Annotated in this window: 14 protein-coding genes; 6 read left to right on the forward strand and 8 right to left on the reverse strand. The window is 46.6% G+C overall.

The window, feature by feature from the left end; genetic code table 11:
- Positions 1 to 95: 95 nt before the first annotated feature.
- The 4 genes from CLV42_RS31655 to CLV42_RS31670 form a co-directional block, all read right to left on the reverse strand.
- Positions 96 to 848 carry a LytR/AlgR family response regulator transcription factor gene (locus CLV42_RS31655; RefSeq protein ID WP_106605954.1) on the reverse strand — a complete coding sequence of 251 codons (753 nt, stop codon included), beginning with the start codon at positions 846 to 848 and terminating at the stop codon, positions 96 to 98.
- Entirely contained in the window at positions 826 to 1899 is a 1074-nt protein-coding gene (locus CLV42_RS31660) for a sensor histidine kinase (RefSeq protein ID WP_106605955.1), read from the reverse strand. The genes CLV42_RS31655 and CLV42_RS31660 overlap by 23 nt, the downstream gene beginning before the upstream one ends.
- A 323-nt stretch (positions 1900 to 2222) precedes the next feature.
- A complete protein-coding gene (locus tag CLV42_RS31665; protein ID WP_106605956.1) occupies positions 2223 to 4406 on the reverse strand; it encodes an outer membrane protein assembly factor BamB family protein in 2184 nt (727 codons plus the stop codon).
- Between the two features lie 169 nt (positions 4407 to 4575).
- Entirely contained in the window at positions 4576 to 5556 is a 981-nt protein-coding gene (locus CLV42_RS31670; protein WP_106605957.1) for an NAD-dependent epimerase/dehydratase family protein, read from the reverse strand.
- Positions 5557 to 5640: 84 nt separating this feature from the next.
- On the opposite strand from CLV42_RS31670, the gene CLV42_RS31675 reads away from it, so the two are divergent.
- Positions 5641 to 6216: a Crp/Fnr family transcriptional regulator gene (locus CLV42_RS31675; RefSeq protein WP_106605958.1), complete on the forward strand. Its 576-nt coding sequence runs from the start codon at positions 5641 to 5643 to the stop codon at positions 6214 to 6216.
- On the opposite strand, the gene CLV42_RS31680 is transcribed toward CLV42_RS31675, so the two are convergent.
- Positions 6206 to 7432, reverse strand: coding sequence for a multiheme c-type cytochrome (locus tag CLV42_RS31680; protein ID WP_106605959.1), 1227 nt, complete (start codon positions 7430 to 7432; stop codon positions 6206 to 6208). The two genes, CLV42_RS31675 and CLV42_RS31680, sit on opposite strands and share 11 nt — an antisense overlap.
- A gap of 38 nt (positions 7433 to 7470) precedes the next feature.
- On the opposite strand from CLV42_RS31680, the gene CLV42_RS31685 reads away from it, so the two are divergent.
- From CLV42_RS31685 to CLV42_RS31700, 4 genes are all read left to right on the forward strand, one after another.
- Positions 7471 to 7866 (forward strand): VOC family protein, encoded by a 396-nt coding sequence (locus CLV42_RS31685; RefSeq protein WP_106605960.1) that lies wholly within the window; start codon positions 7471 to 7473, stop codon positions 7864 to 7866.
- Positions 7867 to 7945: 79 nt separating this feature from the next.
- Entirely contained in the window at positions 7946 to 9094 is a 1149-nt protein-coding gene (locus tag CLV42_RS31690) for a hypothetical protein (RefSeq protein ID WP_106605961.1), read from the forward strand.
- Entirely contained in the window at positions 9057 to 11546 is a 2490-nt protein-coding gene (locus CLV42_RS31695) for a hypothetical protein (RefSeq protein WP_146154538.1), read from the forward strand. The genes CLV42_RS31690 and CLV42_RS31695 overlap by 38 nt, the downstream gene beginning before the upstream one ends.
- A 421-nt stretch (positions 11547 to 11967) precedes the next feature.
- Positions 11968 to 13884 (forward strand): SPFH domain-containing protein, encoded by a 1917-nt coding sequence (locus tag CLV42_RS31700; RefSeq protein ID WP_106605963.1) that lies wholly within the window; start codon positions 11968 to 11970, stop codon positions 13882 to 13884.
- Between the two features lie 86 nt (positions 13885 to 13970).
- Here CLV42_RS31700 and CLV42_RS31705 read toward each other — a convergent pair whose 3' ends face one another.
- Complete coding sequence (locus CLV42_RS31705; protein WP_106605964.1) at positions 13971 to 15077, reverse strand: Fic family protein; 1107 nt, start codon at positions 15075 to 15077, stop codon at positions 13971 to 13973.
- Positions 15078 to 15295: 218 nt separating this feature from the next.
- On the opposite strand from CLV42_RS31705, the gene CLV42_RS31710 reads away from it, so the two are divergent.
- Entirely contained in the window at positions 15296 to 17719 is a 2424-nt protein-coding gene (locus CLV42_RS31710; protein WP_106605965.1) for a glycoside hydrolase family 3 N-terminal domain-containing protein, read from the forward strand.
- 74 nt (positions 17720 to 17793) lie between these two features.
- On the opposite strand, the gene CLV42_RS31715 is transcribed toward CLV42_RS31710, so the two are convergent.
- Positions 17794 to 19068, reverse strand: coding sequence for a sensor histidine kinase (locus tag CLV42_RS31715; protein ID WP_106605985.1), 1275 nt, complete (start codon positions 19066 to 19068; stop codon positions 17794 to 17796).
- A gap of 32 nt (positions 19069 to 19100) precedes the next feature.
- Positions 19101 to 25214 carry a HAMP domain-containing protein gene (locus CLV42_RS31720; protein WP_211303569.1) on the reverse strand — a complete coding sequence of 2038 codons (6114 nt, stop codon included), beginning with the start codon at positions 25212 to 25214 and terminating at the stop codon, positions 19101 to 19103.
- Between the last annotated feature and the right edge of the window lie 34 nt (positions 25215 to 25248).

A 25248-nucleotide genomic window follows, 5' to 3' on the forward strand; every position in this document is an offset into this window, starting at 1 on the left:
CGCAGTTTTTTGCATAGAAGGTACTGGAAAGGAGAAAGAAAAGCCGGTAAGAAATTAATAAGAAAGGAACTAATGGAATACAGGAAACCGGCAGCTTAACTCAACCATTTCCTCAAGGCATTTGATTTTTCCCTGCTCACCATCACTTCCTCCGTTGGAGGAAACAGGTCCAGTTTCAACTTACCATTAAATACCTGGTGGATCTTTTGTATAGCCCCGGCAGATACAATGTATTGCCTGGTTGCCCTGAAGAAATCCCTGGGGTTCAATTCCTGTTCCAGCTCTTCCAGGGTCTGATCGATTGTATAACGGTCTCCCTGGTTAGTGACCAGGTACACCAGTTTGTGTTCAGAAAAGAAATAAGCGATATTGGGTACCATGACCGGTATCAGCATATCCCGGTAAGATACCAGAAAACGGGAACGGTATACCACTTCCCGGTGCTGCATTTTCTTAATCACCTCCAGGAGGTCAGGAGTATCTGCGTTCTTAACCAGCCCCTTGATCCTTGTGATGCTTTTTTCGAGTTGGGCTTCTTCCAATGGTTTCAGTAGATAATCAATACCATTCACTTCAAAGGCCTTCAGTGCATATTCATCATAAGCTGTAATAAAAATTACATGCGACCGGATCTGCACATGATCGAAGATCTCGAAGCTCAATCCATCTGTCAGTTTAATATCCATGCAGATAATATCAGGATGTTCATGCTTTTCCAACCATTCTATGCTCGCCTGAACGGTTTGCAGCTCGCCAATGATCTCAATCTGCTTATCGATCTGCCATAACAGCTTTTTCAACCTCGCCGCATTAGGTAACTCGTCTTCAATGATCAGTATGCTCAACATGTTCCTTTTCATTTTTCTTCATCAATGGTATCTTCACTTCAAAATAGTTGTCAGTATTGCTAATGACAGGTTTATTACCACTTAGCAGCAGATAACGCTGGGTGATGTTTTTTAGTCCCAGCTGTGCTCCTGGTTCCTGTATGCGCTTCGGATTCTTGTTATTACGAACCACAAGCCACTTATTATCTGCCATGTAAATATCGATAATCAGCGGCGAATCATTCGTAAACTGATTATGCTTAATCGCATTTTCAATGAGTAATTGTAAAGTCAGCGGAGCAATATCGCTTTGCAGATGCTCTACTTCCTGTGATATATTGATGCGAATAGCCTGACCATACCTGATCTGGTGCAGGAAAAGGATATTCCTGATAAAATCGAGTTCTACCGCTATAGAGATAGTATTCTGTGTCCGGTTAGTCAGCATATAACGATAGATGGAAGATAACTTCACCACATAGTTAACAGATAAGGAAGGATTTTCCTCTATCAGGGAAGTGAGTGCGCTCAGGTTATTAAACAGGAAGTGCGGGTCCAGTTGCAGTTTCAGGGCGTCCAGCTGTGCCTGAACAGCCAGCTCGTTCAATTTAAATGCCTCCAGGCGTGCATTATTCAGTTTGTTGATAAGATGTTCTGCCGCAAAGATGGAGGTGATCACCAGGCAATAGATCATCCCGGTAATCGAAGACTGGCGGTAGAGTAGCTGGTTAAATGCGAACTTCTCCGGGAAAGGGACATGGAAAAAAAGGTAAAGCACAAGGAGGATGATACCCATGTGAGATATTAGCTGTACCATGAAACGCATTCTCATGTTCCGTTCCCATGGCAACCTGCGATGCAGCACATAGGTCAGCCAGATACCGGTTTCTATCACCAGCAGGGGGAACAACCAGGATACCAGTGTGTTGACGATAAAATCAAATACTGTGAATTGTCTCCAGGCGTTGAAGGTTCGCTCGTAGGGGTTGATCAGGAAAAATATCAGGTTGGTAAGCAAACAAAAAATAGGATAGCCATAAAGTCTTAAGAATTTATAGTTGGATGTAGCCATAATATGTGAGACTTTTACCAGGCTACACTATCCTATTGTTATAATATGTTTATTTGAATGACACGCGGCGAACAGGTCTTGTCAGCAAATCCCATATTATATATAGTATGCCTAATGATAAAACAGATAAAACGATTTTAATAATACTCAGCAATTTACCTATTTTATACAGCTGTGACGCGTAGTGCAATGTATTTGTCATGACTGTTTCCTTTATTTGACAGCAATTTGCCCCAAATACCAGAAAATTACCGGTCAATCTGACTGAACTTACAAAAATCACTACTGAACTTAAATTATCGCATACTGAAGTGAACAGGTAATTATTCCGGCAGGGCAAAAGCCACATATGTATCGCCCGATGGACTGCCTATTTTCCCTCCCCCACAGGCAATAACCACATATTGCCGACCATTTAGGGAATAAACAGCCGGGGTGGCATACCCTGCTGCCGGCAACTGCCCTTCCCATAACTGACGACCCGTCTTTTTGTCGAAAGCCCTGATCTTTTCGTCTTGCGTGGAAGCTACGAATATCAGCCCGCCTTTGGTAACGACAGGACCACCATACACCTGTGTCCCTGTTGGAGGTATTCCCCTCTTTTTAAGGGCTTCAAACTCGCCCAGAGGTACTTTCCATAACAGCTTACCGGAATTCAGGTCTACGGCATTTAAAGTGCCCCAGGGTGGCTTTATGCCTGGATACCCATCCTTATCCAGGAAACGAACGTAACCCGTCATGGTATAGGGCACCTCATCGAGAATGCTTTTCTTTCCTGAGGTATTAGCGCTTGTACGGGCGCCCGGTTCTTCTTTACCGGCGGTTGCTGTGTGTAACAGGAAATCAATCAGTGCTGCCCTTTCCTCATCCGGGATCTGTTTAAACGATGGCATCATATTCCTCCCGCTTGTTATTATTTTCCCAATCTGATCTGCCTGATATTTCCTGCCAATATTCACCAGGGAAGGATAGGAGGTCCCATTCCCTTTCAGTTCGGGACCATGACAACTGATACAGTATTTATTATAGGTGTTGTGCCCGGTAGCGGCACTACTTTTGCCAGCTTTAGGTACGTCGATCATGGTCAGTGACCAGGGCAATTCGCTACTGTTCACGTACAGGGCCTGCGTTTCCGGATCAACAGCAGCACCACCCCATTCTCCACCGCCGTCAAAACCGGGGAATATCCAGCTGCTTTCTTTTGAGGGTGGCGTAAACATGGTGGTGTACTTTACTTTCCGGAACTTCTCCAGCATCTCCTGGTGTACTTCGGGGCTCAGGTCAGTCAGGTCTTCCTCACCAAACTGCTGCCGGGCAAAAGGCTCCGGTAATACAGGAATCGGCTGTGTAGGCCAGGGGGCTTCCCCTGGCAGCGCTTCCTGGGGAACAGCTTTTTCTTCTATCGGGAAGATGGGCTTACCATTCGTTCTGTCAAACAGGAATATATAACCATGCTTTGTGATCTGTGCTACCGCGTCAATTGTCTTTCCGTCTTTATGCAGGGTGACCAGGTTCGGATTGGCCGCCAGGTCGCGGTCCCAGAGATCGTGGTGCACCACCTGGTAATGCCATAAATATTTCCCGGTGGCAGCATCCAGGGCTATCAGTGAATTGGCGAACAGGTTCGTGCCTTTGCGGAAACCACCGTAAAAATCACCACCTACACTGCCTGTAGGTACATATACGATCCCTCTTTGTTCATCCAGCGACATGCCCGCCCAGCTATTGGCTCCCCCTAATTTCTTCCAGGCATCCTTGTCAGGCCAGGTATCATACCCCGTCTCCCCGGGATGAGGAATGGTGTGGAAGATCCAGCGGCGCTCACCGGTATGTACATCAAAAGCACGGATATGCCCGGGAGCCGCATCCGCCGATTCAGCTACCCTGACACCGACGATCAGCAGGTCTTTGTAAATAATACCAGGCGTATTACCCGATACATAGGCGTCTCCGTCAGTCATTCTATCGAGCCCGGCTGCCAGGTCAATATACCCTCCTTTCCCAAAACTCCTGACAGGCTTTCCGTCCAGGGCATTAATAGCATAAGTACGGTTACCCGCATTGTAAAAGATCCGCTTATCCTTTCCATCTTCACGCTGCCAATATACCACGCCGCGGCTGACCTTCATCAGGACAGCGGGATCATTCTTAGCAGCAGTGTCTTCAGAAGCAGGATCGAACAACCAGTGTTGCTGTCCGGTAGCTGCGTCCAGGGCAAAAAGTTTTAAGCGGGGAGAAAGACCGTATAAAATACCATCCACCATCACAGGATTACACTGATTCTGTGAACGGCCGGCAGTATCCTTGTCGTGCGTGCTATATGTCCAGGCTATCTGTAGCCGGGATACATTATTCGGATTGATCTGGGTATTGGCAGAGTAGCGGATGCCATCTTTGGAGCCGGCATAGGTTGCCCAGCTATTATAATCATTTGTGGCAGCAGGATTTTTACAGGACGCTAATAACAATAACGTGGACAATGATACTAACCAAACAATGTTTGTCATTCAACAACTGGTTTATGTATCTCCCAAGATAATAAAACGGGTTGTTCTCTTTTTTACAATTTTACTTTCACGGGGTATACTTTCTTTGCTGTTAGTAAACGGGGGAATAAATACCGCCATTCTAAACTAAGGGGCAACCGGCTTCAATGCCAGCTGCCCCTTCCCCAATTTATACCGGATAAGGACCATCTTCGAATGCTTCTGCATGATAGCCCTTGGATCCTACGGTTTTAGTGAGCGGACTACGTAATTCTTCTCCGGCCTTCAGGCGTTCAATCACATACCTGAAATCATACACCGGTTGCCAGCCTAACTCTCTCCGCGCTTTTTCATTCACATATATCCTGTCGATTCCCTGGAACATTTGCCAGCCGCGACGCTCATACTCTTCCACATACTCCGGAACAAGCCCCTGTACTACCCACAATGCATTATTCCGGAGATAGGTGGCATGCCCGCGCATAAAAGGAGTAGTAGCGCTGATGATGTATTTACCAAAGCCGATCTCCTTTGCCCGTTTAGCGGCCAATATATGTGCATTCACAGCATCTTCCAGCTCTACACGACGGAACAGGAATTCATTTGCCTTCAGATTCTCATCCACATAGGCGTTTCTTGCTTTGCGGTTATCATCTTCTTCCGGGAAAAAGCGGGAAGTTCTGAGCACAATACAAGGCAGACCATGGTTCCTGAAAAACAGCTGGCACAGATCTTCCGCCGCGGCTTTTGTAACACCATAAATATTCTTGGGTACAGGTATCACATCTTCTGTGATCCATGCCGCCGGCGATCCTGCTTTGGGTTCCAGCGCATCTCCGAAAACGCTGGTGGTACTGGTGAAGATAAAAGCGCCTACACCTGCGGCAACAGATTCCTGCAGCAGGTTCAGTGTGCCGGTAATGTTGGTATCAACAAACTCCTGCATGCTATGCGTAGCCACATGTGGTTTATGTAATGTGGCGGTATGAAATACGGCCTCCACACCATCAAGACAACTTTTTACAAAGTCTCTGTCTGTGATAGAACCTACATGTGTTGTAAACGAAGAGGCAAGTATATCTATGCCAATCACTTCATAACGCTGTGCCTTCAGTATACGGGCCAGCCCTTCACCAAGATGTCCGGCGCTTCCGGTAACTAAAACTTTCATATGTTAGAGGTATCTTAATGTTCTGTCACCCCGAAGGTAAGGGGTGTTAACTCAAATTTCGGGACATTTGTCCCACTTACAGGTATGATCACAACAAATCTGCAACTGCGGAATTTAATGGAAGAGCTGACAGGCAACGATAGCACCAGCAGTGCTATCACACTGCGAACCCTTCAGCCTAAACAGAGACTGATTGTACAGGATCAGGCGCTTCAGAGTGTATATATTATCAGGTCCGGTGTAACCAAGTGTTTTATTACAGAAAACAATGAGAAAGATTATATCCTGGCTTTCCTGGGAGAAGGTGAAATCCTTGGGGAGGTTGAAGCGATCAGGCATACCAGGGCAACATGTACGATAGAGGCCATCACGCCAACGACTGTTTATACCATCAGCAGCACACAGTTTCATCATTTTTTCAAAACGCTGCCTGCCTTTAGCAGCGTGGTGCTGGAACTGATAGCTACCCGGCTGGCCCGGATCTCTGAGAAAGCAGCAAGGCAACAACTGTATACCTTATCAGAAACGTTGCCACAACTGCTGTCTGCATTGGAATCCCAGCAGATCACCTTTACCAAACAGGACCTTGCCGAATACCTGGGCATTTCCGTCAGAAGCCTGAACAGGTTACTGAAAGATGCCGGTGATACTACTGTTTGAGCGTCGCCATAAATTTCCTGGTTTCTTCCCTGTAGATAGCAATCAGGTGTGTACGCATGGAATCGGGCGTAGGACTGGTTTGTCCGTTCGTCAGCATAGTGATGCTCCGGGAAGCTAATGCCGGCATATGACAGTCAATACAATTCTTCGAAAGCATCGCTGCCGGCAGCGCAGTCATTTTACAGAAAGTGTGATCTTCTGTTTTATGACAATTCATACAGCGTTGGGAAAAGGCCTGTAACTGGTCTCTTTCATTACTATGCGGATTATGACAGGAAGAACAGTTCATCTCCTCGCTTTTTATAAAACACTTACTGGCAGTAAATAACTGGTATTGCTTCCCGTGTACGTCCATCTCTGCGGTCTTCTCCGGACGGGTGAAATCGGGGAAGAAATAATCCGATAGATTGTCTCCCGGCTTGAAATCAAACGCAGACCTTTGCGGGGTACCCAGTCCGGAATGGCAAAGTGCACACATATCCAGCTTCTGCTGATTCTTTAGAGCACCGATCTTCGTAATGTGCATAGCATTTTTTTCCTGCGGATGATCTTTGTGAAAAGCTACATGTTCCGCCGCAGGACCATGGCATCGTTCACAATCAATACCATACACCAGCTGATTCTTCTCAAACTCCTCAGACAACTGCAGGCCCTCCATACTGACATTCTTAATACCCACGGCAGAGCTATGACAACCGAAACAGGTACCAGGTATCATCCTGTCAAATTTGGGATAGGAAGGCGGGAAACCGGGACTATTGGCCCAGCTATGCGCGGAGATAAAATAAGACAGTGGTAGCTGGAAATACTTCCCGTTTTGCCAGGAGAGGAAGGTCTGTGCCTTTCTGCCTGATCCTATACTGATATCAAACCGGTGTAGCTCCTCTAAAGTGCTGTCCGATAAGGCCACCTGGAAGAGACCACTATCCCTGGCCTCCATTATGACCTTCGTTCCATTGCTGTAGGAAAAGACGTTATGAGGACTTACAAAACTGCCCTTAACAGATGCCCGAGAGGCCGGGCTGGAAGTTTTATAATGCCCGGTAGTTACATAGCTATCGTAGATATTCTTATGACAGCTGATACAGGCTGCCGATCCTGCAAATTGCCTGCCTCGCAGATCCTCTTCTTCCTTAGACCGCTTACCGACACATTGTGAAAAGATGATAATACAGGAAATGATCAGCAGGGATATACATAGCAGTCGTTTGTTCATAACGTTGGAATAATGGCCTCAAGATATATATTTATAGTATGAAACAAAAGATCGCCCATATCACCCTTGTCGTTGACAACTACGACGATGCTATCCGGTTCTATACCGAAAAGCTCCATTTTACCCTTGTGGAAGACACCCCGCTGGGCGATGGCAAACGATGGGTGCTGATAGCCCCGCCAGGATCGGAGGGAAGCTGCCTGTTGTTAGCCGAGGCAGTTGGTGAAGAACAGAAAAGCAGGGTAGGCAATCAGACAGGAGGAAGAGTATTCCTGTTTCTTTATACAGACGATTTTGAAAGAGACTTCCGGAACCTGCTGAATAAAGGGGTAAAGATTGTAAGACAACCCCTTGAACAACCTTATGGAATAGTAGCTGTTTTTGAAGATCTGTATGGCAATATGTGGGATCTGATACAGCCTGCCAGACAATAATAAATCTTTTGTTAAAACGCACAGGGGCAACATTTACCATTGCTTTTTTCTCTAACTTCAATATACTTTCCCCTGTTATATGCCTTACCATAAAGCGCTGCTACTACTGCTGCTCCCCTTGTACTTTTCATGTAATACCCGTACATCAAAAGCAGAACATTCATTTTACTATTGGAAATCAAGCTATGACTGGGGGACCGATTGGGACCATGACAAGCCACAATGGCCGGATAGTATGAAAAAGGTCCTCGGCGTACAACACTTTTACCTGCATTACTTTGATGTTGATTGGAGTGAGAATCTATCTATGCCCGTTCCGGAAGCGGAATTCAACATTTATAGCGATATCGATAAGCTGCTGAAAGATTGCAACTACACACCTGTCGTTTTTATTACCAACCGTACTTTTGAACACATGCCCGACAGCTCCTGTGAATGGCTGGCCAAACGCGTAGCAGCCAAGATCAATGCTTTCTCAGATAAGATTGAAGCATACATCATTTACAGCAAGACGCTGCATATCTATAGTCGGTTGCCGTCTCCTACATACCTGCAGCGGGATTCCATTCAAAAGGTAATCACCGCAGCCAGAAAAGGGTTTATCACTGAAATCCAGATAGATTGCGATTGGACAGCCAACACCAGGGATAAGTATTTTCATTTCCTGAAAGCACTTAGACTACATTATCCTGATAAGGTGCTTTCTGCCACTATCCGGCTATATCCTTATAAATATCCTAAAAAGATGGGTGTTCCACCGGTAGACCGGGGTATGCTGATGTGCTATAACCTGGGCAATATTAAAGATGCCAATACAAACAATTCCGTTTTTGATTTAAAGACGCTGCAGCAATACTTTAATGGCCCTTCTTATCCCCTGCAACTGGATATAGCCTTTCCGGTGTTTGGATGGTATGCCTGGTTCAGAGGGAATGAATTTAAAGGCATTGTTCATGATGAGCCCTCACTTATGGATGACACCATTACATTTACCCGACTGGATACTCATCGTTACCGGGTAATGACAGATACTGTGCAGGGCAACTATTATTACCGATCGGGCGACATATTACGCAGGGAATATCCCGACTCCAATATGCTCAGTAAGGCTATTGAACTTGTAAAGGAAAAAGTGCCCAACTACCATCGCATTGCATTCTATCACTGGAATCAGTCTTCAATAGAGACATATGAAAAAGTTATTCAAAAGACTTTTGCTACTCGTTAACACGTTATTGTTATTAGTCTTTCCATATATGAACACCCGGAGCTGCGGTCCGGAACTTTCTCCTGCAGATATGCGCTTTGCATTATTTCAGCCAGACCTCTCAGGACGTAATAATCTGGCGCCTTTGTATTATCGCATGCCAGAAAACGGGTACTTTATTTCTGATCCACAAAAAACAGATTACTTCCGCAACTGCCGGGAATGGCAAAAAATGACAGGGAAGGCTGTCACATTGAAGGACATCTACACGATACAGTATGATGTATTTCCGGATGATTTTCTGTATGCCTATCGTCATGCTGATTGGAAACAACTGGAAGATAATTCATTTGTGCAGTGGTTACGGAAGCCGGCGCATAAAAAGGAGCTGGACTATATGGCCTTTGCCAAACAGGTAGAGTTCAGCCAGCTTGGCAACCCTGATCCCTGGCGGATTGGCTCCCTTCCCGAAAACACGGCCCCACTCATCAATACGGCAGTTCGTAATTGCGATAGCATCAAATCTCTCTTTCTGCAGCAACGCTATGCCTTCCAGCTTGTAAAGCTGTATTTCTATAACAGGAAAAATGATACCACTGCCATTCGCCGTTTGATCAGTTGTTATGATACTTATCTGAAAAACAATTCAAGTATAGTATCAGATTGGGCCCTGTACTATTATGGGTTTATACAGCGAGATCCCAACCTGTACCTGAAATATATGCTGGAAAGCTTTGACAGGTGTGAGGAGAAAAAAGGGCCTGTGTTTGGCGATGTGACCCGGCGGCAGCTGGATGAATTTTCAGCTGCAACATCAGATAGACATACTGTGGCACTTGTTCATGTATTAAAGGCATTGAAACAACCCGGCAGATCATTGCCAACATTACAGCAATTGTACAGTATTGAACCCAACTGCTCATACCTGCCTTTGCTGATATGCAGGGAGGTCAATAAACTGGAAGACTGGATATCCACTCCTGAAATACTCGGCTTCAATTCATCTGTAAGAGAAAATCTCTTTTTTGCATCAAGGAACTACGAAACCAATTCGGATGATCATAAGCCCGATACTGGCTATGCATACTATGCAGCCAAAAATATGGCAAGCGACCGGCAATATCTACGCGCTTTCACAGGCTTCCTTACCGGTATGCTGGAAAAGAAAAGTATTAACGAAGATATGATCCGCTTAGCGGTTGCACATCTTTATAACATGGATGGACGTTATGCTGATGCCACCTATCAACTTGGTAAATTAAGTCCTTTAAAAGACACGCTGTATCAAAGACAAGCCATTGTTGAGAAACTGGTCGCTGCTTTTTATAATCAGGATATTACTGATGTCCGTGTAAAACAATACCTGTCCAAGCAGTTCCAGGCGCTTGAACAATTGGGCTATGAACTGAGAGGCGACCAGGCTAATATAGAGAACTGGAGAAGTGAAAACAAAGATATGCGTGCAGCATTATTGCTGATGCTCAGCCAACGTTATAAGCAGGCAGGAGATATCGTAACAGCAGGACTATTATTTCAGAAGGCCAATCTGCCCATAAACGAATATACCGGTGGATATTATGAGGAAGAGAGCCCCGCTGTAAGTTATCCCAGGATCGCTTATTTTGATAAATACGGGTCGCCGGATGATGTGGAGAAGCTGATACGATTCAAACATCAATCCCGGAAAACACCATTCGAAAAAATGATTGTACCGGCAGTATGGGCACCGGATGATTTCTATCGCGATGTAAAAGGAACATTACTTATTCGTCAGCAACGTTTCAAGGAAGCAGCTATGGAGATGGAAAAAATAGCTGACGATTTCTGGGAAAAGAACTGGGAGTATAAAGGTTACCTGACACGCATGTATATTGGAAGTCCGGGCATACTTGTGCCAGGTGAAGACCGCCGGAGACATTATCCTATAACAAGCAAAAAGGCAATACTGAGAGATATCCTGGCATTACAGGATAGCCTGTCACAGGCCAGCACAATGGATGCAAAAGCGCGCTTCCATTATCTGCTGGGGAATGCCTATTTCAATATATCCTATTATGGCAGGGAATGGATGATGAGCGCTTACGGACAGTCATACAGAGAAGAATCAGCAGAGACATTTGATAATTACAGTTGGGCGTGGTTTTCTTTTTACCCAAATGAAAACATTTATAAAAGTGATTATTACCAATGCTCACATGCATTCGACATGTATCAAAAAGCATTACGGTTAAGCGCCGGCAACAAAGAATTACACGCGAAGATATTGCTGATGCTTAATGTCTGTGATAAATCCAGGTATACATTCTTCACTGAGAAAGCAAAATATCGTAAAGGTATTGATGACTACTGGCGGAATACGGCGCCCTACAGCTTCCCTTATCTGAAACTATTAAAAGAGAAAGATGCAGATACAAAAGTATATACGGATAGCTATACTGAATGCCCGGATGTAGCAGCATTTAAAGGGCATTAGCGGCATTGCCTGCGGGAAATATTCAAATATTTATACACACCACTCAACTAAATGATTACCAAATAGTAACAAAAGGTTTTGCAGTTTATTTCATTACCGTTCTTCCGAATCTTTTTTGCAATTCAGAAAATTGTTATAACCTTTGTATGGTAATTCAATTTACAATGGACACTGATTCCTATATGCGTGCTAATAAGCACTTTTTACACTTCACCATTCTTAACACTTCTCCCCCCGGAATTTAGTTTTACGAGCGACGGAAAGTTTTTAACAGGGCTTTAGTCTGCACACGTTTTTACTACAGCTACAACTGTAAAAGCAACGCTATGCAGATTGTACGGCTTTGTACAATCTATTCGCGTATGCATATATATGCGGCCACAACATCCTATTATCTATATCATACAAATACAGCACAATTATGCAAACTCCTGAAGTAATCAGATGGCTGATGATTATCGGCCTGCCCGTACTATGCCTTATTCTCTACAAGTTCATCCTTCGTGTCTTCTTTGGTCTGGTTATCGTACCGGAAGATAAGATCGGTCTTGTAACAAAGAAATTCGTTCTTGTCGGTAAACAATCACTACCGGAAGGCCGTATCATTGCCACCAATGGCGAAGCGGGTTTCCAGGCGCAAACCCTGGCTCCCGGTGTTTACTTCGGGAAATGGTTCTGGCAGTATGAAGTGACCTTCCAGTCATTTACAATTATCCCTACCGGTAAGATCGGTCTTGTACTGGCAAAAGACGGTACAGAACTGCAATCGGGTGCCATTATGGCCCGCCGCGTGGATTGTGATGCATACCAGAATGCGGAATCATTCCTTAACAACGGCGGACAAAAAGGGCGGCAGACCGCTATCATGACACCAGGTTCTTATCGTATCAACACCTTCCTGTTTGAAGTAGAGATCACTGATATGACCACTGTACCTGATAATGCGGTAGGTATCGTTACCACACTGGAAGGCCAGGCTATCGAAACGGGCCAGATCGCGGGTAAGATCATCACAAACCACAACAACTTCCAGGATGCAGACGCATTCCTCGCTAACGGCGGGTATAAAGGGCTGCAGGAACAGGTGATCCTCTCCGGTTCTTACTTCCTGAACCCATGGTTTGCCAAAGTGGAAATGCGGCAGATGACGGAAATTCCGATCAGCCATGTGGGCGTTGTAATCTCTTATGTAGGTAGCGACGGTGAAGACCTCAGCGGTGTAGAGTTCAAACATGGTAACATCGTTGCCAAAAACCACAAGGGTGTATGGGCCGACCCACTGGGACCGGGTAAATATCCTATCAACCCTTACATCATGAAAGTGGAATATGTACCTACGACCAACCTGGTGCTGAACTGGGCCTCCGCACGGAGCGAAGCGCACCAGCTGGACAAGAACCTGTCTACCATTACCGTACGTAGTAAGGATGGTTTTACCTTCAACCTGGACGTAGCGCAGATCATTCATATTCCATCTACCGAGGCGCCTAAAGTAATTGCCCGTTTCGGTAATATGAGCAACCTGGTTACACAGGTACTGGAACCTACCATCGGTAACTACTTCCGTAACTCCGCGCAGGACGCAGAAGTGATCGACTTCCTGAAGAGCCGTAAGGAAAGACAGGAATCTGCCAAAGAGCATATCGGTAGAGTACTGGAACAATACAACGTATTCGGTGTGGATACCCTGATCGGTGATATCGTACCTCCTGAAAGCCTGATGAAGACACTGACAGACCGTAAGCTGGCGGAAGAACAGAAGGTAACCTACGATACACAGATGCGTGCACAGGAAACCAGGCAGGCACTCGAAAAAGAAACAGCGATCGCTGAAATCCAGAAAGAGATCGTTAAGGCCGACCAGGGTGTACTGATCGCAGAAAGGATCGCTGATGCTGCCGTTAAAAAGGCTACCGGTGATGCCAACAGCGTACGTCTGCAGGCCAATGCGGAAGCCGACAGAATGAAACTGCTGGCAAGTGGTGAGGCCGAAAAAGTACGTGTACTGGCGAAAGCAGAAGCGGAAAGAACAGAGCTGATCGCAAAAGCTGATGCTGAAAAGATCTCCCTGACAGGTAACGCGGAAGCAGAAAAGATCCTCGCTATCGGTAAATCCAGCGCCGAGTCTTATAAACTGGCAGTAGAGGCAATGGGTGGCAACAACTTTACCCAGTTGAAAGTAATGGAAGCCATCGGTGAGCAGCATATCAAGATCATGCCTGACATCCTCATCGGGGGCGGAGACAGCACCAACGGCTCTATCAGCGGCTTACTGGGACTGAAGCTCCTGGAGCAACTGGGCAACAAAGAGGAGGGATCCAAAGAAGAGAATAAATAACACTTTCATCCATTTTACATACAAAGAAAGGGCTGTCCGCTGTAAGTGGACGGCCCTTTTTCTTATGTCTGTTTAGACAGATAGTATCAGTCTGTCTTCAGCACGTAGCTTGTATTTCTTCCTCCGGAAGATGTTTTTTCCAACATGCCTTTATCAACGAGATCCTGAATATCACGCAAGGCGGTATCCTGTGAGCACTTGGTGATCTTTGCCCATTTTGAGGAAGTAAGGTTGCCTTCAAAGCCGTCAAATAATTTATTTATCATCAGACGCTGACGTTCATTCAATGCAACAGCAATATGCTTGTCCCAATACCGGCCCTTTTTCAATACTGCCGATAGTATCTCTTCTGTAGCAATGAGGGTTCGTTCCAGACAGTCAATAAACCATTCCAGCCATCTTGTAATGTCAAGACTTCCCTTCTGCGTCCTTTCCACTATTTTATAATACGCATTTCTTTCTCTTTTGATCTGCGCAGACATACTGTAAAAGCGGAGACTTGTCTGGTCTGCACGGGCCAGCTGCATATCTGCAACAGCACGGGCAATACGCCCGTTGCCATCCGCAAAGGGATGGATCGTCAAAAACCACAGGTGTGCAACAGCTGCTTTCAGCACAGGATCAATATTGATATTCTCATTAAACCAATCCAGAAAAGTCTGTATTTCTTTGGCTATTGTATCGGCATGGGGCGCCTGAAAATGTATCTGTTCCTTTCCTGCAGCACCGGAAACCACCTGCATAGGACCTTTGGAGTCATCACGCCAGCCTGCTACTGTAATTTTATACATACCACTTCTTCCGGTCGGAAACATGGCAGCATGCCAGTCAAATAAACGCTCTTCCGTGAGTGGCAGATCATACCGCAACGTAGCATCCAGCATCATCTCTACTACGCCCTCTATATGCCTGTCGGACGGAATAAGTCCGGGAATGTCCATTCCCAGCTTACGAGCAACCGAGGAACGTACCTGTTCGGGATTCAGAAGTTCCCCTTCTATTTCATTTGTCTTTACAATATCCAACGTCAGGATAGCCAGCATAGCCTCTTCCTGCAAAGGGAACCCTAATGCCTCCATATGTCCCATAATCCGTCCCTGCCTGTGGCGTACGGCACCCAATTTCACAGCAAGCACTTCCTGCTCCCAGTGAAAATGTGGCCAGTCCTTATGTTCATATATGTAGGTGATCATTCTCCGCAAATTATGCGGTGAATATACGCCTAATTCAACTGAAGACAGCTTTATTCTCCGCATAATCTGCGGAGAATAAGCCATATAATCTCCGCAAAACCCATCCAGCTAAAATTCTTTATGAAATTCCTCCCACTACTTGTTATTTTTACTGATACAGCTATTAAACAAATGATTGTCAATTAACTTAACATAATAGAATCTTATCAACAGGTCCAATGAGAACGAAAAACATCGCTATTCCCCGGAGTTATCTTATGGTTTTCACCATGATACTCGGGTTAGGCTCACCAGCCCTGGGGCAGGTCAAAAAAGGAAATACCAGCACGGTCCTCTACAAAAACGCTTCAGCACCGGTTGACGCCCGGGTAAAAGACCTGCTGAAACGCATGACGCTGGAGGAAAAAGTAGGGCAATTGTGTACCCTGCTGGGATGGGATATGTACGATAAGAAAGGTGATTCCGTGGGTGTCAGCGAAGCATTTAAGACAGTGATCTCCAAACGTTATATCGGTAGCTTCTGGGCTACTTTAAGGGCCGATCCCTGGACAAAGAAAACATTGGTAACCGGTTTAACGCCGAAATTGTCAGCAAAGGCAACCAATGCCCTCCAGAAATATATGATGGAAAATACCCGCCTGGGTATCCCGCTTTTGCTGGCAGAAGAATGTCCGCATGGACACATGGCTATTGGAACTACTGTCTTTTCTACATCCATCGGTCAGGCCAGCACCTGGGACCCGGCCCTGATCCAGGAGATGGCGGCTACTATCGCGAAAGAAGCCCGTTTACAGGGTGCACATATTGGTTACGGCCCTGTATTGGACCTCGTGCGTGAGCCCCGCTGGTCCAGGCTGGAAGAAACCTATGGAGAAGATCCTTACCTGATCAGCCAGATGGGTATCTCGATGGTAAAAGGTTTCCAGGGTAATAATATCAATTCCGGCAGCAATGTGATCTCAACATTGAAACATTTCACAGCATATGGTTCTCCTGAAGGCGGCCATAACGGAGGTATCGCATTGACCGGTCTGAGAGACCTGTATTCATCTTACCTGCCTCCCTTCCAGGCAGCTATCAAGGCGGGTGCCTTGTCTATTATGGCGTCTTACAATTCTATTGATGGGGTACCATGCAGCTCCAACAGCTTCCTGCTGAAAGATGTACTGGTGAAACAATGGGGCTTCAGAGGCTTCACGGTGTCTGACCTGGGTGGTATTCCCGGTGTACGCTCCAACCACCACGTGGCCGCTACTATGGAAGAAGCAGCAACACTGTCTATCAATGCCGGCCTGGATGCAGACCTGGGAGGTGAAGCCTACGGCGACGCTTTAATGAAAGCAGTGAATGAGAAGAAAGTAACCATGGCTACCCTCGATACCGCTGTGGCACATGTACTCAGACTGAAATTCGCCATGGGATTATTCGAGCATCCTTACGTTGATGCAGATGTAGCAGAAAAATCAGTGGGTACAGCTGAAAATAAAGCATTGGCCAAACGCGTAGCAGCTGAATCCATCGTACTGATGAAGAATGAAAACGGATTATTGCCCTTAAATAAGGCCATTAAGCACCTGGCTGTGATCGGACCTAATGCTGATAACATTTACAACCAGCTGGGCGATTATACCGCTCCGCAGTCCCAGGAAAAGATAGTGACCGTACTGGAAGGTATTAAAGCTAAAGTATCTCCTGATACAAAGGTAACCTATGTAAAAGGCTGTGCTATCCGCGATACCGCTCATTCCAGCATCAATGAAGCTGTTGCCGCCGCCCAGCAGGCGGATGCGGTAGTGATAGTATTGGGTGGTTCCAGCGCACGCGATTTCGAAACTTCTTACCAGAGCACAGGCGCTGCAGAGGTGAAGTCAGCAGAAGTGGCCGTAAGTGATATGGAAAGCGGAGAAGGATATGACAGGGTAAGCCTTGACCTGATGGGTTTACAATCCCGTTTGCTGGAACGTATCATGGCTACCGGCAAACCAGTCGTGCTGGTACTGATTGAAGGCCGTCCGCTGAATATCAACTGGGCTGCCCAACACGTACCTGCTATTGTGAATGCATGGTATCCTGGCCAGGAAGGTGGCAATGCTGTTGCTGATGTACTCTTTGGCGACTACAATCCTGCCGGCCGTTTACCTGTTTCCATTCCTAAGTCTGTAGGGCAATTGCCAGTGTATTATAACTACAAAAGTGCATCAAGGCATGACTATGTGGAAATGGATGCAAAACCTTTGTACAGCTTCGGCCATGGCTTAAGCTATTCTACTTTCGACTATCAGGACCTGAAAGCGAATGTACAGGCAACAGGCAATAACCTGAAAGTGTCTGTTACCTTCACCCTGAAGAATACCAGCAAGGTAGCAGGCGATGAAGTAGCGCAGTTGTACATCCGTGATGATGCCAGCTCTGTTGTTACCGCAGTAAAACAACTGAAGAAATTCAAACGTATACATCTGGCGGCAGGCGAACAACAGGCTGTTACTTTTGAACTCTTACCTGAAGATCTGAAATTGCTGAATGTCGATATGAAATGGGTAGTAGAACCAGGTACCTTTAGCGTAATGGTGGGTGCTTCCTCTGAAGATATCCGTTTAAAAGGCAGCTTCGAAGTAAAGCAACAGGTATTGTGTAAATATTGATCTGTCGTAAATAACAATAATAAAAATAGCCATCGCATTTGTACGCGATGGCTATTTTTATACTATGAATATTGCTAGGTTATACTAAGATTCATCGGCAGCAATTGCTTCTCTGGAATACCGATTATAAATGTCGCACCGTTATCGATCTCGCTTGTTGCTGTAATAAATCCATTGTGTTGCTCCATGATCTTCTTGCAGATAGACAATCCGATACCTGTACCTTCTATTTCATGATAACTGTGCAGTCTCTTGAACACAACGAAAATATCTTCCACGTACTGGCTTTCGAAACCAATACCATTATCTGTCACAAAGATCTTGTAATACCTACCATTGTCTCTTTCACTCATATACTGATGATCCGGCGCAGTCACCATCTCCGCATAAATATGCACTTCCGGCGGCACTTCCTTTTTCCGGAATTTCAATGCATTACTGATAAGATTATAGAATACCTGTCGCATTAACGTAGGGATCACCTGTAAGGAAGGCAAGGTCTCGATCTGAATCCGGGCATTCGTTTGCTGTATTTTGATCTCCAGCTCTGTCAGCGCTTCTTTCACAAGCTCATTCAGATCACACTGCATAAAGTCGCCTCCCTGTATGGAATGACGGGAAAACCGTAACAGATCGCTCACCAGCTGCTGCATACGGATAGTTGCATTTGTGATCTTCTGTACATATCTATCTACTTCCCCTTCACCACTTTTCTTTTGCAGGATCATATCGCTGAAGACCCTGATCTTACGTAAAGGTTCCTGCAGGTCATGAGACGCTATGTAGGCAAACCTGTCCAGCTCTTCGTTCACTGCCTTCAGGTGTATGTTATTCTGCAACAGCTGCTGGTTCAGTTCGCGTACCCTGATTTCAGAAGCCTCCCTCTCCACTATTTCCCGTTGCAGGGAAGCATTTGCCAGCAGTAGTTTCTGCTCCTGTGCTATGAGAGACTGCGTTTTACGGTATAGCTCTACGAACAGTCCCACCTTTATACGCAACAGCTCAGGATTAATAGGTTTATAGATAAAATCTACCGCACCTACCCTATATCCCTTAAAAATGGCCTCTTCTTCATGGCTGTGTGCTGTAATAAAGATGATCGGAATCTCTTTCAGTTTATCCCGTTGATAAATAAGTGCAGCCGTTTCAAAACCGTTCATTTCAGGCATCTGCACATCCATTAGTATCAATGAGAAATCGAATTCCTTCAACAGGATCTTCAGTGCAGCCCTTCCCGAGCTGGCTTTTATGATCGTATAGCTTTCCCTTTCCAGGATGGATTCTATAGACAATAAATTATCCGGCCGGTCATCAACAACCAATATTTTAATTAAGCCTTGGTCCTGCAAAATTGTTCGATTTTCAAATGAATACTTTAAATCTATCGGTATAGCCATACACGCATCAGCGACAGCAATTGATCGATTTTTAATGGTTTGGTAATATAATCAGATGCCCCCGCTTCCAGGCATTTCTCCCTATCGCCTTTCATGGCTTTTGCCGTTACAGCAATAATGGGCAATGCACTGTTTTTATGCTCCCTTCTGATCTTTTGCATCGTTTCATAGCCATCCATTTCAGGCATCATAATATCCATCAACACAATATCAATATCACTGTTCTCACTAAGAATGTTCATTGCCTCCTTACCACTTTCCGCCGTAATCGTATTAATATGGAATCTTTCAAATGCAGTGGTCAATGCAAAGAGATTACGTACATCATCATCTACTACCAGTACATTCTTATGGATCAGTACATCTTTCTGGGAACGGAGATCTTCGATCAGTTTTCTCTTTTCCGGTAACAGGGACTGGTGATTAATGTGCAGCTGCATCACCGTTTCTTCCAGTAACAGGTCAAGGGAATTAACGCCTTTCAGCAGTATTTTATTTGCATACTGTTTTAGTTTTGATTTTTCACTAGTGGAAAAATCCTTCGCCGAATATACGATCACCGGAGTTGAATTATGCCGGTTCACAGTATTCATGTTAGCCACGAACTCCGCCCCGTCAATATCCGGCAGCATATAATCTGCAATGATACAATCATATACTGTATTATTCACCCGTTCGATCGCAGCTTTTCCATTTTCTACAAATTCCATTTCTATCAGATCGCCATTATCCAGTATCCTGGCTATCTGTGACGCATCCGGCTCATTATCTTCAACGACCAACACTTTTTTCGTTTTCCGGCTGTCGTGTTCCATGATGTTCGCAAACAATACATTTAATGATTCTGCTTTCAGTGGCTTCAGGCTAAAGCTTCTGGCGCCACGGTGCATCGCCAGTAAACGGTTTTCTTCTCCGGAAATCAGGTGAATAGGAATGTGCCGTAGATTAATATCATTCTTAAAGAGATCCAATACTCTCCATCCGCTTGCATCCGGCAGTTTTACATCCAGTGTCACGGCAATCGGATTATATTTATTTGTCAGGTCGAACACATCTCCGAAACTGGTGGCGACCACTACCTTGAGCCCCATCTCATGTGCTTTCTCCAGCATGATCTTGGCGAAGCGTACATCATCTTCCACGATCAGCACTACTTTATCCGTATCGATAATGTGTGTCCGGTCATCCCCTATTTCATTGATGATCTCATTCAGTCCTTCCAGGTCCTTTGTTTCAGGCAGTTTCACGCCTGGTATAGATTGTATGAGAGTAGTCTCATATCCCTCCGGTAACTGGTATTGTCCTACTGTCAGGCTGCTTTGTTTTTCCCTTCTGATAGTAGCAGGATTATATTGCAGCGGCAGGAACAGTGTAAAAGTACTACCCCGGCCCACTTCACTCACCAGTTCAATGGAACCACCCAGCAGGTCTGCCAGACCGCGGCTGATGGACAGTCCAAGACCGGTACCGCCATATTTACGGCTGGTAGAACCTTCCGCTTGCTGGAAGGCTTCGAAGATGATATTCTGCTTATCTTTCGAAATACCTATTCCCGTATCCCTGATCTCGAAGGCCACCACTTTGTCCGCACTTTCCAGGCTTTCATTGATCATACGCCAGCTACGTTTCGCTTCATAGATACGGAGTCTCACTTCTCCTTTTTCTGTGAATTTAAACGCATTGGAAAGCAGGTTTTTCAGGATCTGGTTCAGACGCTGTACATCCGTTTCCAGGGATGCCGGTAACTGGTCATCCATATCAATACGGAAGCGTAGACTCTTACTTTCTGATACGTGTTTAAAGGTAGTCTCCACAAAAGACACCACCTCGCTGAAACGTACCTTGATAAAGTCTGTGGAAATATAACCGGATTCGATCTTCGACAGGTCGAGGATATCATTGATCAGCTGAATGAGGTCATCACCACAACTATGAATCGTTTTAGCGTAACGCACCTGTTTTTCATTCAGATTACCATCATGGTTCTCGTACAGCTGTTGCGCAAGGATCAGCAGGGAGTTCAACGGCGTACGTAACTCGTGCGACATATTAGCCAGGAACTCTGATTTATACTTGGAAGTAAGCTGCAACTGTTCTGCTTTTTCTTCCAGTGATTTCCTTGCTTCTTCCACCTCCTTGTTCTTCTCTTCTACTTCCTCTTTCTGTTTCACCAGCAGGTGGGCTTTGTCCTGCAGCTCTTCGTTCGTACGCCTTAATTCATCTGCCAGTGACTGGGATTGTTCCAGCAGGTCTTCCGTTCTGGAGTTCGCTTCGATCGTATTCAATACGATACCGATACTTTCCGTCAGCTGACTGAGGAAGTCCAGGTGTGTCTGGCTGAACATATCGAAGGAGGCTAGTTCTATCACCGCCTTGATCTGTGTTTCAAACAGTACAGGCAGCACGATCAGGTTCACCGGTGTAGCTTCTCCCAGGCCGGAGCTGATCTTGATATAATTGGAAGGTACGTTGGTCAGCAGAATACGTTCTTTCTCCACGGCACATTGTCCTACAAGACCCTGGCCGAGTGCAAATTCACGGGAGATGCCTACCTCACTACCATAAGCGTATGCTGCAAATAATTTCAGTTTTGGATTTTCCAGGTTCTCTTCCTGTTCCAGGATGTAGAACATCCCTTTCTGTGCGTTCACCACCTGCGCCAGCTCCGAAAGGATACGGCGGGTTACCGTGTTCAGGTCTTTCTGCCCCTGCAGCATCTGTGTGAACTTGGCCAGGTTGGATTTCAGCCAGTCCTGTTCCTGGTTACGCAGGGTTGTCTGTTTCAGGTTGGCGATCATCTGGTTAATGGTATCCTTCAGTTCTTCCACCTCACCTTTCGCTTCCACACGGATCATCTGGGTAAGATCACCTTTCGTTACCGCCGATGCCACCGCAGAGATAGCACGTACCTGGGTAGTGAGGTTTTCTGCCAGCTGGTTCACGTTTTCAGTCAGGTTCTTCCAGATACCGGAAGCGCCAGGCACACTTGCCTGACCACCCAGTCGTCCTTCCACACCCACCTCACGGGCCACCGTTGTTACCTGGTCAGCAAACAACGCCAGCGTATCGATCATTTCATTGATAGTCTCTGTCAACTGGGCCACCTCACCACGGGATACAATAGACAACTTCTGTTTCAGGTTACCGGTAGCCACGGCAGTTACCACTTTAGCGATACCACGCACCTGGTTGGTCAGGTTGGATGCCATCATGTTCACAGAGTCTGTCAGGTCCTTCCAGGTACCTCCCACACCCTGTACTTCTGCCTGACCACCCAGCTTACCCTCCGTACCCACCTCACGGGCCACACGGGTCACCTCGAAGGCGAAGGAGTTCAGCTGGTCCACCATGGTATTGATGGTATTTTTCAGATCGAGGATTTCACCTTTTACGTCTATCGTTACTTTCTTGGACAGGTCACCGGAGGCCACCGCTTTCGTTACCTCAGCAATGTTACGCACCTGCGAAGTCAGGTTACCGGTCATCTGGTTTACGGAGTCCGTCAGGTCTTTCCAGGTACCAGCAACACCCGGTACGAATGCCTGACCACCCAGTTTACCATCGGTACCCACCTCACGGGCTACACGCGTTACCTCGGAGGCGAATGCACGCAGCTGGTCCACCATCGTATTCAGCGTTTCTTTCAGCTGCAGGATCTCTCCACGTACGTCCACCGTAATCTTACGGGACATATCCCCATTTGCCACCGCAATGGCCACATCGGCAATGTTACGTACCTGGGCCGTCAGGTTACCCGCCATCTGGTTTACAGAGTCGGTCAGGTCTTTCCAGGTACCTCCTACGCCCGGCACGAATGCCTGACCACCCAGTTTACCGTCGGTACCTACCTCACGCGCCACACGCGTTACCTCAGAGGCGAATGCGCGCAGCTGTTCCACCATGGTATTGATGGTATTCTTCAGTTCAAGGATCTCTCCTTTAACGTCTACTTCAATTTTACGGGACAAGTCACCGTTTGCCACTGCTGTAGTTACCTCAGCGATGTTACGTACCTGCGATGTCAGGTTGGACGCCATGATATTCACGGAGTCCGTCAAGTCTTTCCACAAACCTTCCACACCAGGTACATCTGCCTGTCCGCCGAGCTTACCTTCAGAACCCACCTCACGTGCCACACGGAACACCTCCGAACCGAATGAGTTTAGCTGGTCCACCATCGTGTTGATCGTATTCTTCAGCTCCAGGATCTCTCCCTTTACGTCCACGGTGATCTTACGTGACAGGTCACCTTTCGCTACTGCTGTCGTCACCTCAGCGATGTTACGCACCTGTGCCGTCAGGTTAGATCCCATCTGGTTTACAGATTCTGTCAGGTCTTTCCAGGTACCACCCACACCCTGCACTTTCGCCTGACCACCTAGCTTACCTTCTGTACCTACCTCCAGGGCCACACGGGTCACCTCAGAGGCGAAGGAGTTCAGCTGGTCCACCATCGTGTTGATCGTCTTTTTCAGCTCCAGGATCTCTCCCTCTACGTTCACCGTGATCTTTTTGGACAGGTCACCATTTGCCACCGCCGTCGTTACCTCAGCGATGTTACGCACCTGGGCCGTCAGGTTGGACCCCATCTGATTCACAGAATCCGTCAGGTCTTTCCAGGTACCACCCACACCCTGCACTTTCGCCTGACCACCCAGCTTACCTTCCGTACCTACCTCCAGGGCCACACGGGTCACCTCAGAAGCGAAGGAGTTCAGCTGATCCACCATCGTATTGATCGTATTTTTCAGTTCGAGGATTTCTCCCTTCACATCCACGGTGATCTTACGCGACAGGTCACCTTTCGCCACCGCCGTTGTTACGTCTGCGATGTTACGCACCTGTGCTGTCAGGTTGCCCGCCATCTGGTTTACGGAGTCTGTCAGGTCTTTCCACACACCACCAACGCCTTTTACTGTTGCCTGGCCTCCCAGTTTACCTTCCGACCCCACCTCACGCGCCACACGCGTTACCTCAACAGAGAAGGAGTTCAGCTGGTCCACCATCGTGTTCATGGTGTTTTTCAGCTCCAGGATCTCCCCGCGCACATCCACGGTGATCTTACGCGACAGGTCACCTCTCGCTACCGCCGTTGTTACTTCTGCGATGTTACGCACCTGACCTGTCAGGTTGGACGCCATCTGGTTCACGGAGTCTGTCAGGTCCTTCCAGGTACCTGCTACCCCTTTTACCTCTGCCTGGCCACCAAGCTTACCATCCGTACCCACCTCACGCGCCACACGCGTTACCTCAGATGAGAAGGAATTCAACTGGTCCACCATGGTGTTGATCGTATCTTTCAGTTCAAGGATCTCTCCCTGTACGTCTACTGTAATTTTCTTGGAGAGGTCACCCTTCGCCACCGCTGTAGTCACATCAGCGATATTACGCACCTGTGCCGTTAGGTTACCCGCCATCTGGTTTACAGAGTCGGTCAGGTCTTTCCACACCCCTGCCACATCTTTTACTTTTGCCTGTCCGCCCAGCTTACCTTCGGAACCTACCTCACGGGCCACACGCGTTACCTCGCGGGAGAAGAGGTTCAGCTGTTTCACCATCCCGTTCACTTCAGTGGCAATACGTGCAAATTCACCCTGCAGTATGTGGTCCTCTATCTGTAACGGCATTTCCTGCGAAAGATTTCCTTTCGCCACAGAGCTGATCACATGTGCTATTTCGATAGTAGGATGTACGAGATCCGAGATCAATGTATTAATGGAGAGTACCGCGGTATCCCAGGATCCTTTCGCCGTACGGGGCATCACCACCCGGTGGTTCAGACGTCCCATTTTCCCAATGGTGTTCCGGGCCAGGGTCAATTCTTCTACCAACGTTTCGTTCAGGGAAATGATCTCATTGACGGTATCACAGATCTTACCACTTAACCCAATGCTGTCTGCCGGCATCCTGGCTGAGAAATTGCCACTTCTGACCTCCGACAAAATTTGTAACAGCTGGCGCAAATCTAATTCATCAGCCACTGGTGCCTGAACCTGTTTCGTTTGTTTTTTGCTCTTTGTTGTGGAAGTTTGTGGACTTTTTTCCACAACCTTTTCGGACAAGGCCGCATTATCGGGACTTTTTCTCCGCGTGTTCATGATACAAGGTGTTAGCTGATGCTATGTATACAAA

It is taken from the genome of Chitinophaga ginsengisoli, from assembly GCF_003014595.1.
Lineage (GTDB): Bacteria > Bacteroidota > Bacteroidia > Chitinophagales > Chitinophagaceae > Chitinophaga > Chitinophaga ginsengisoli.

Coding starts and splice junctions, on each gene's coding strand:
- CLV42_RS31675 (WP_106605958.1), top strand. CDS start 5,641: ATGATCACAACAAATCTGCAACTGCGGAATTTAATGGAAGAGCTGACA.
- CLV42_RS31670 (WP_106605957.1), bottom strand. CDS start 5,556: ATGAAAGTTTTAGTTACCGGAAGCGCCGGACATCTTGGTGAAGGGCTG.
- CLV42_RS31710 (WP_106605965.1), top strand. CDS start 15,296: ATGAGAACGAAAAACATCGCTATTCCCCGGAGTTATCTTATGGTTTTC.
- CLV42_RS31705 (WP_106605964.1), bottom strand. CDS start 15,077: ATGATCACCTACATATATGAACATAAGGACTGGCCACATTTTCACTGG.
- CLV42_RS31665 (WP_106605956.1), bottom strand. CDS start 4,406: ATGACAAACATTGTTTGGTTAGTATCATTGTCCACGTTATTGTTATTA.
- CLV42_RS31680 (WP_106605959.1), bottom strand. CDS start 7,432: ATGAACAAACGACTGCTATGTATATCCCTGCTGATCATTTCCTGTATT.
- CLV42_RS31660 (WP_106605955.1), bottom strand. CDS start 1,899: ATGGCTACATCCAACTATAAATTCTTAAGACTTTATGGCTATCCTATT.
- CLV42_RS31690 (WP_106605961.1), top strand. CDS start 7,946: ATGCCTTACCATAAAGCGCTGCTACTACTGCTGCTCCCCTTGTACTTT.
- CLV42_RS31655 (WP_106605954.1), bottom strand. CDS start 848: ATGTTGAGCATACTGATCATTGAAGACGAGTTACCTAATGCGGCGAGG.
- CLV42_RS31720 (WP_211303569.1), bottom strand. CDS start 25,214: ATGAACACGCGGAGAAAAAGTCCCGATAATGCGGCCTTGTCCGAAAAG.
- CLV42_RS31685 (WP_106605960.1), top strand. CDS start 7,471: ATGAAACAAAAGATCGCCCATATCACCCTTGTCGTTGACAACTACGAC.
- CLV42_RS31695 (WP_146154538.1), top strand. CDS start 9,057: ATGAAAAAGTTATTCAAAAGACTTTTGCTACTCGTTAACACGTTATTG.
- CLV42_RS31700 (WP_106605963.1), top strand. CDS start 11,968: ATGCAAACTCCTGAAGTAATCAGATGGCTGATGATTATCGGCCTGCCC.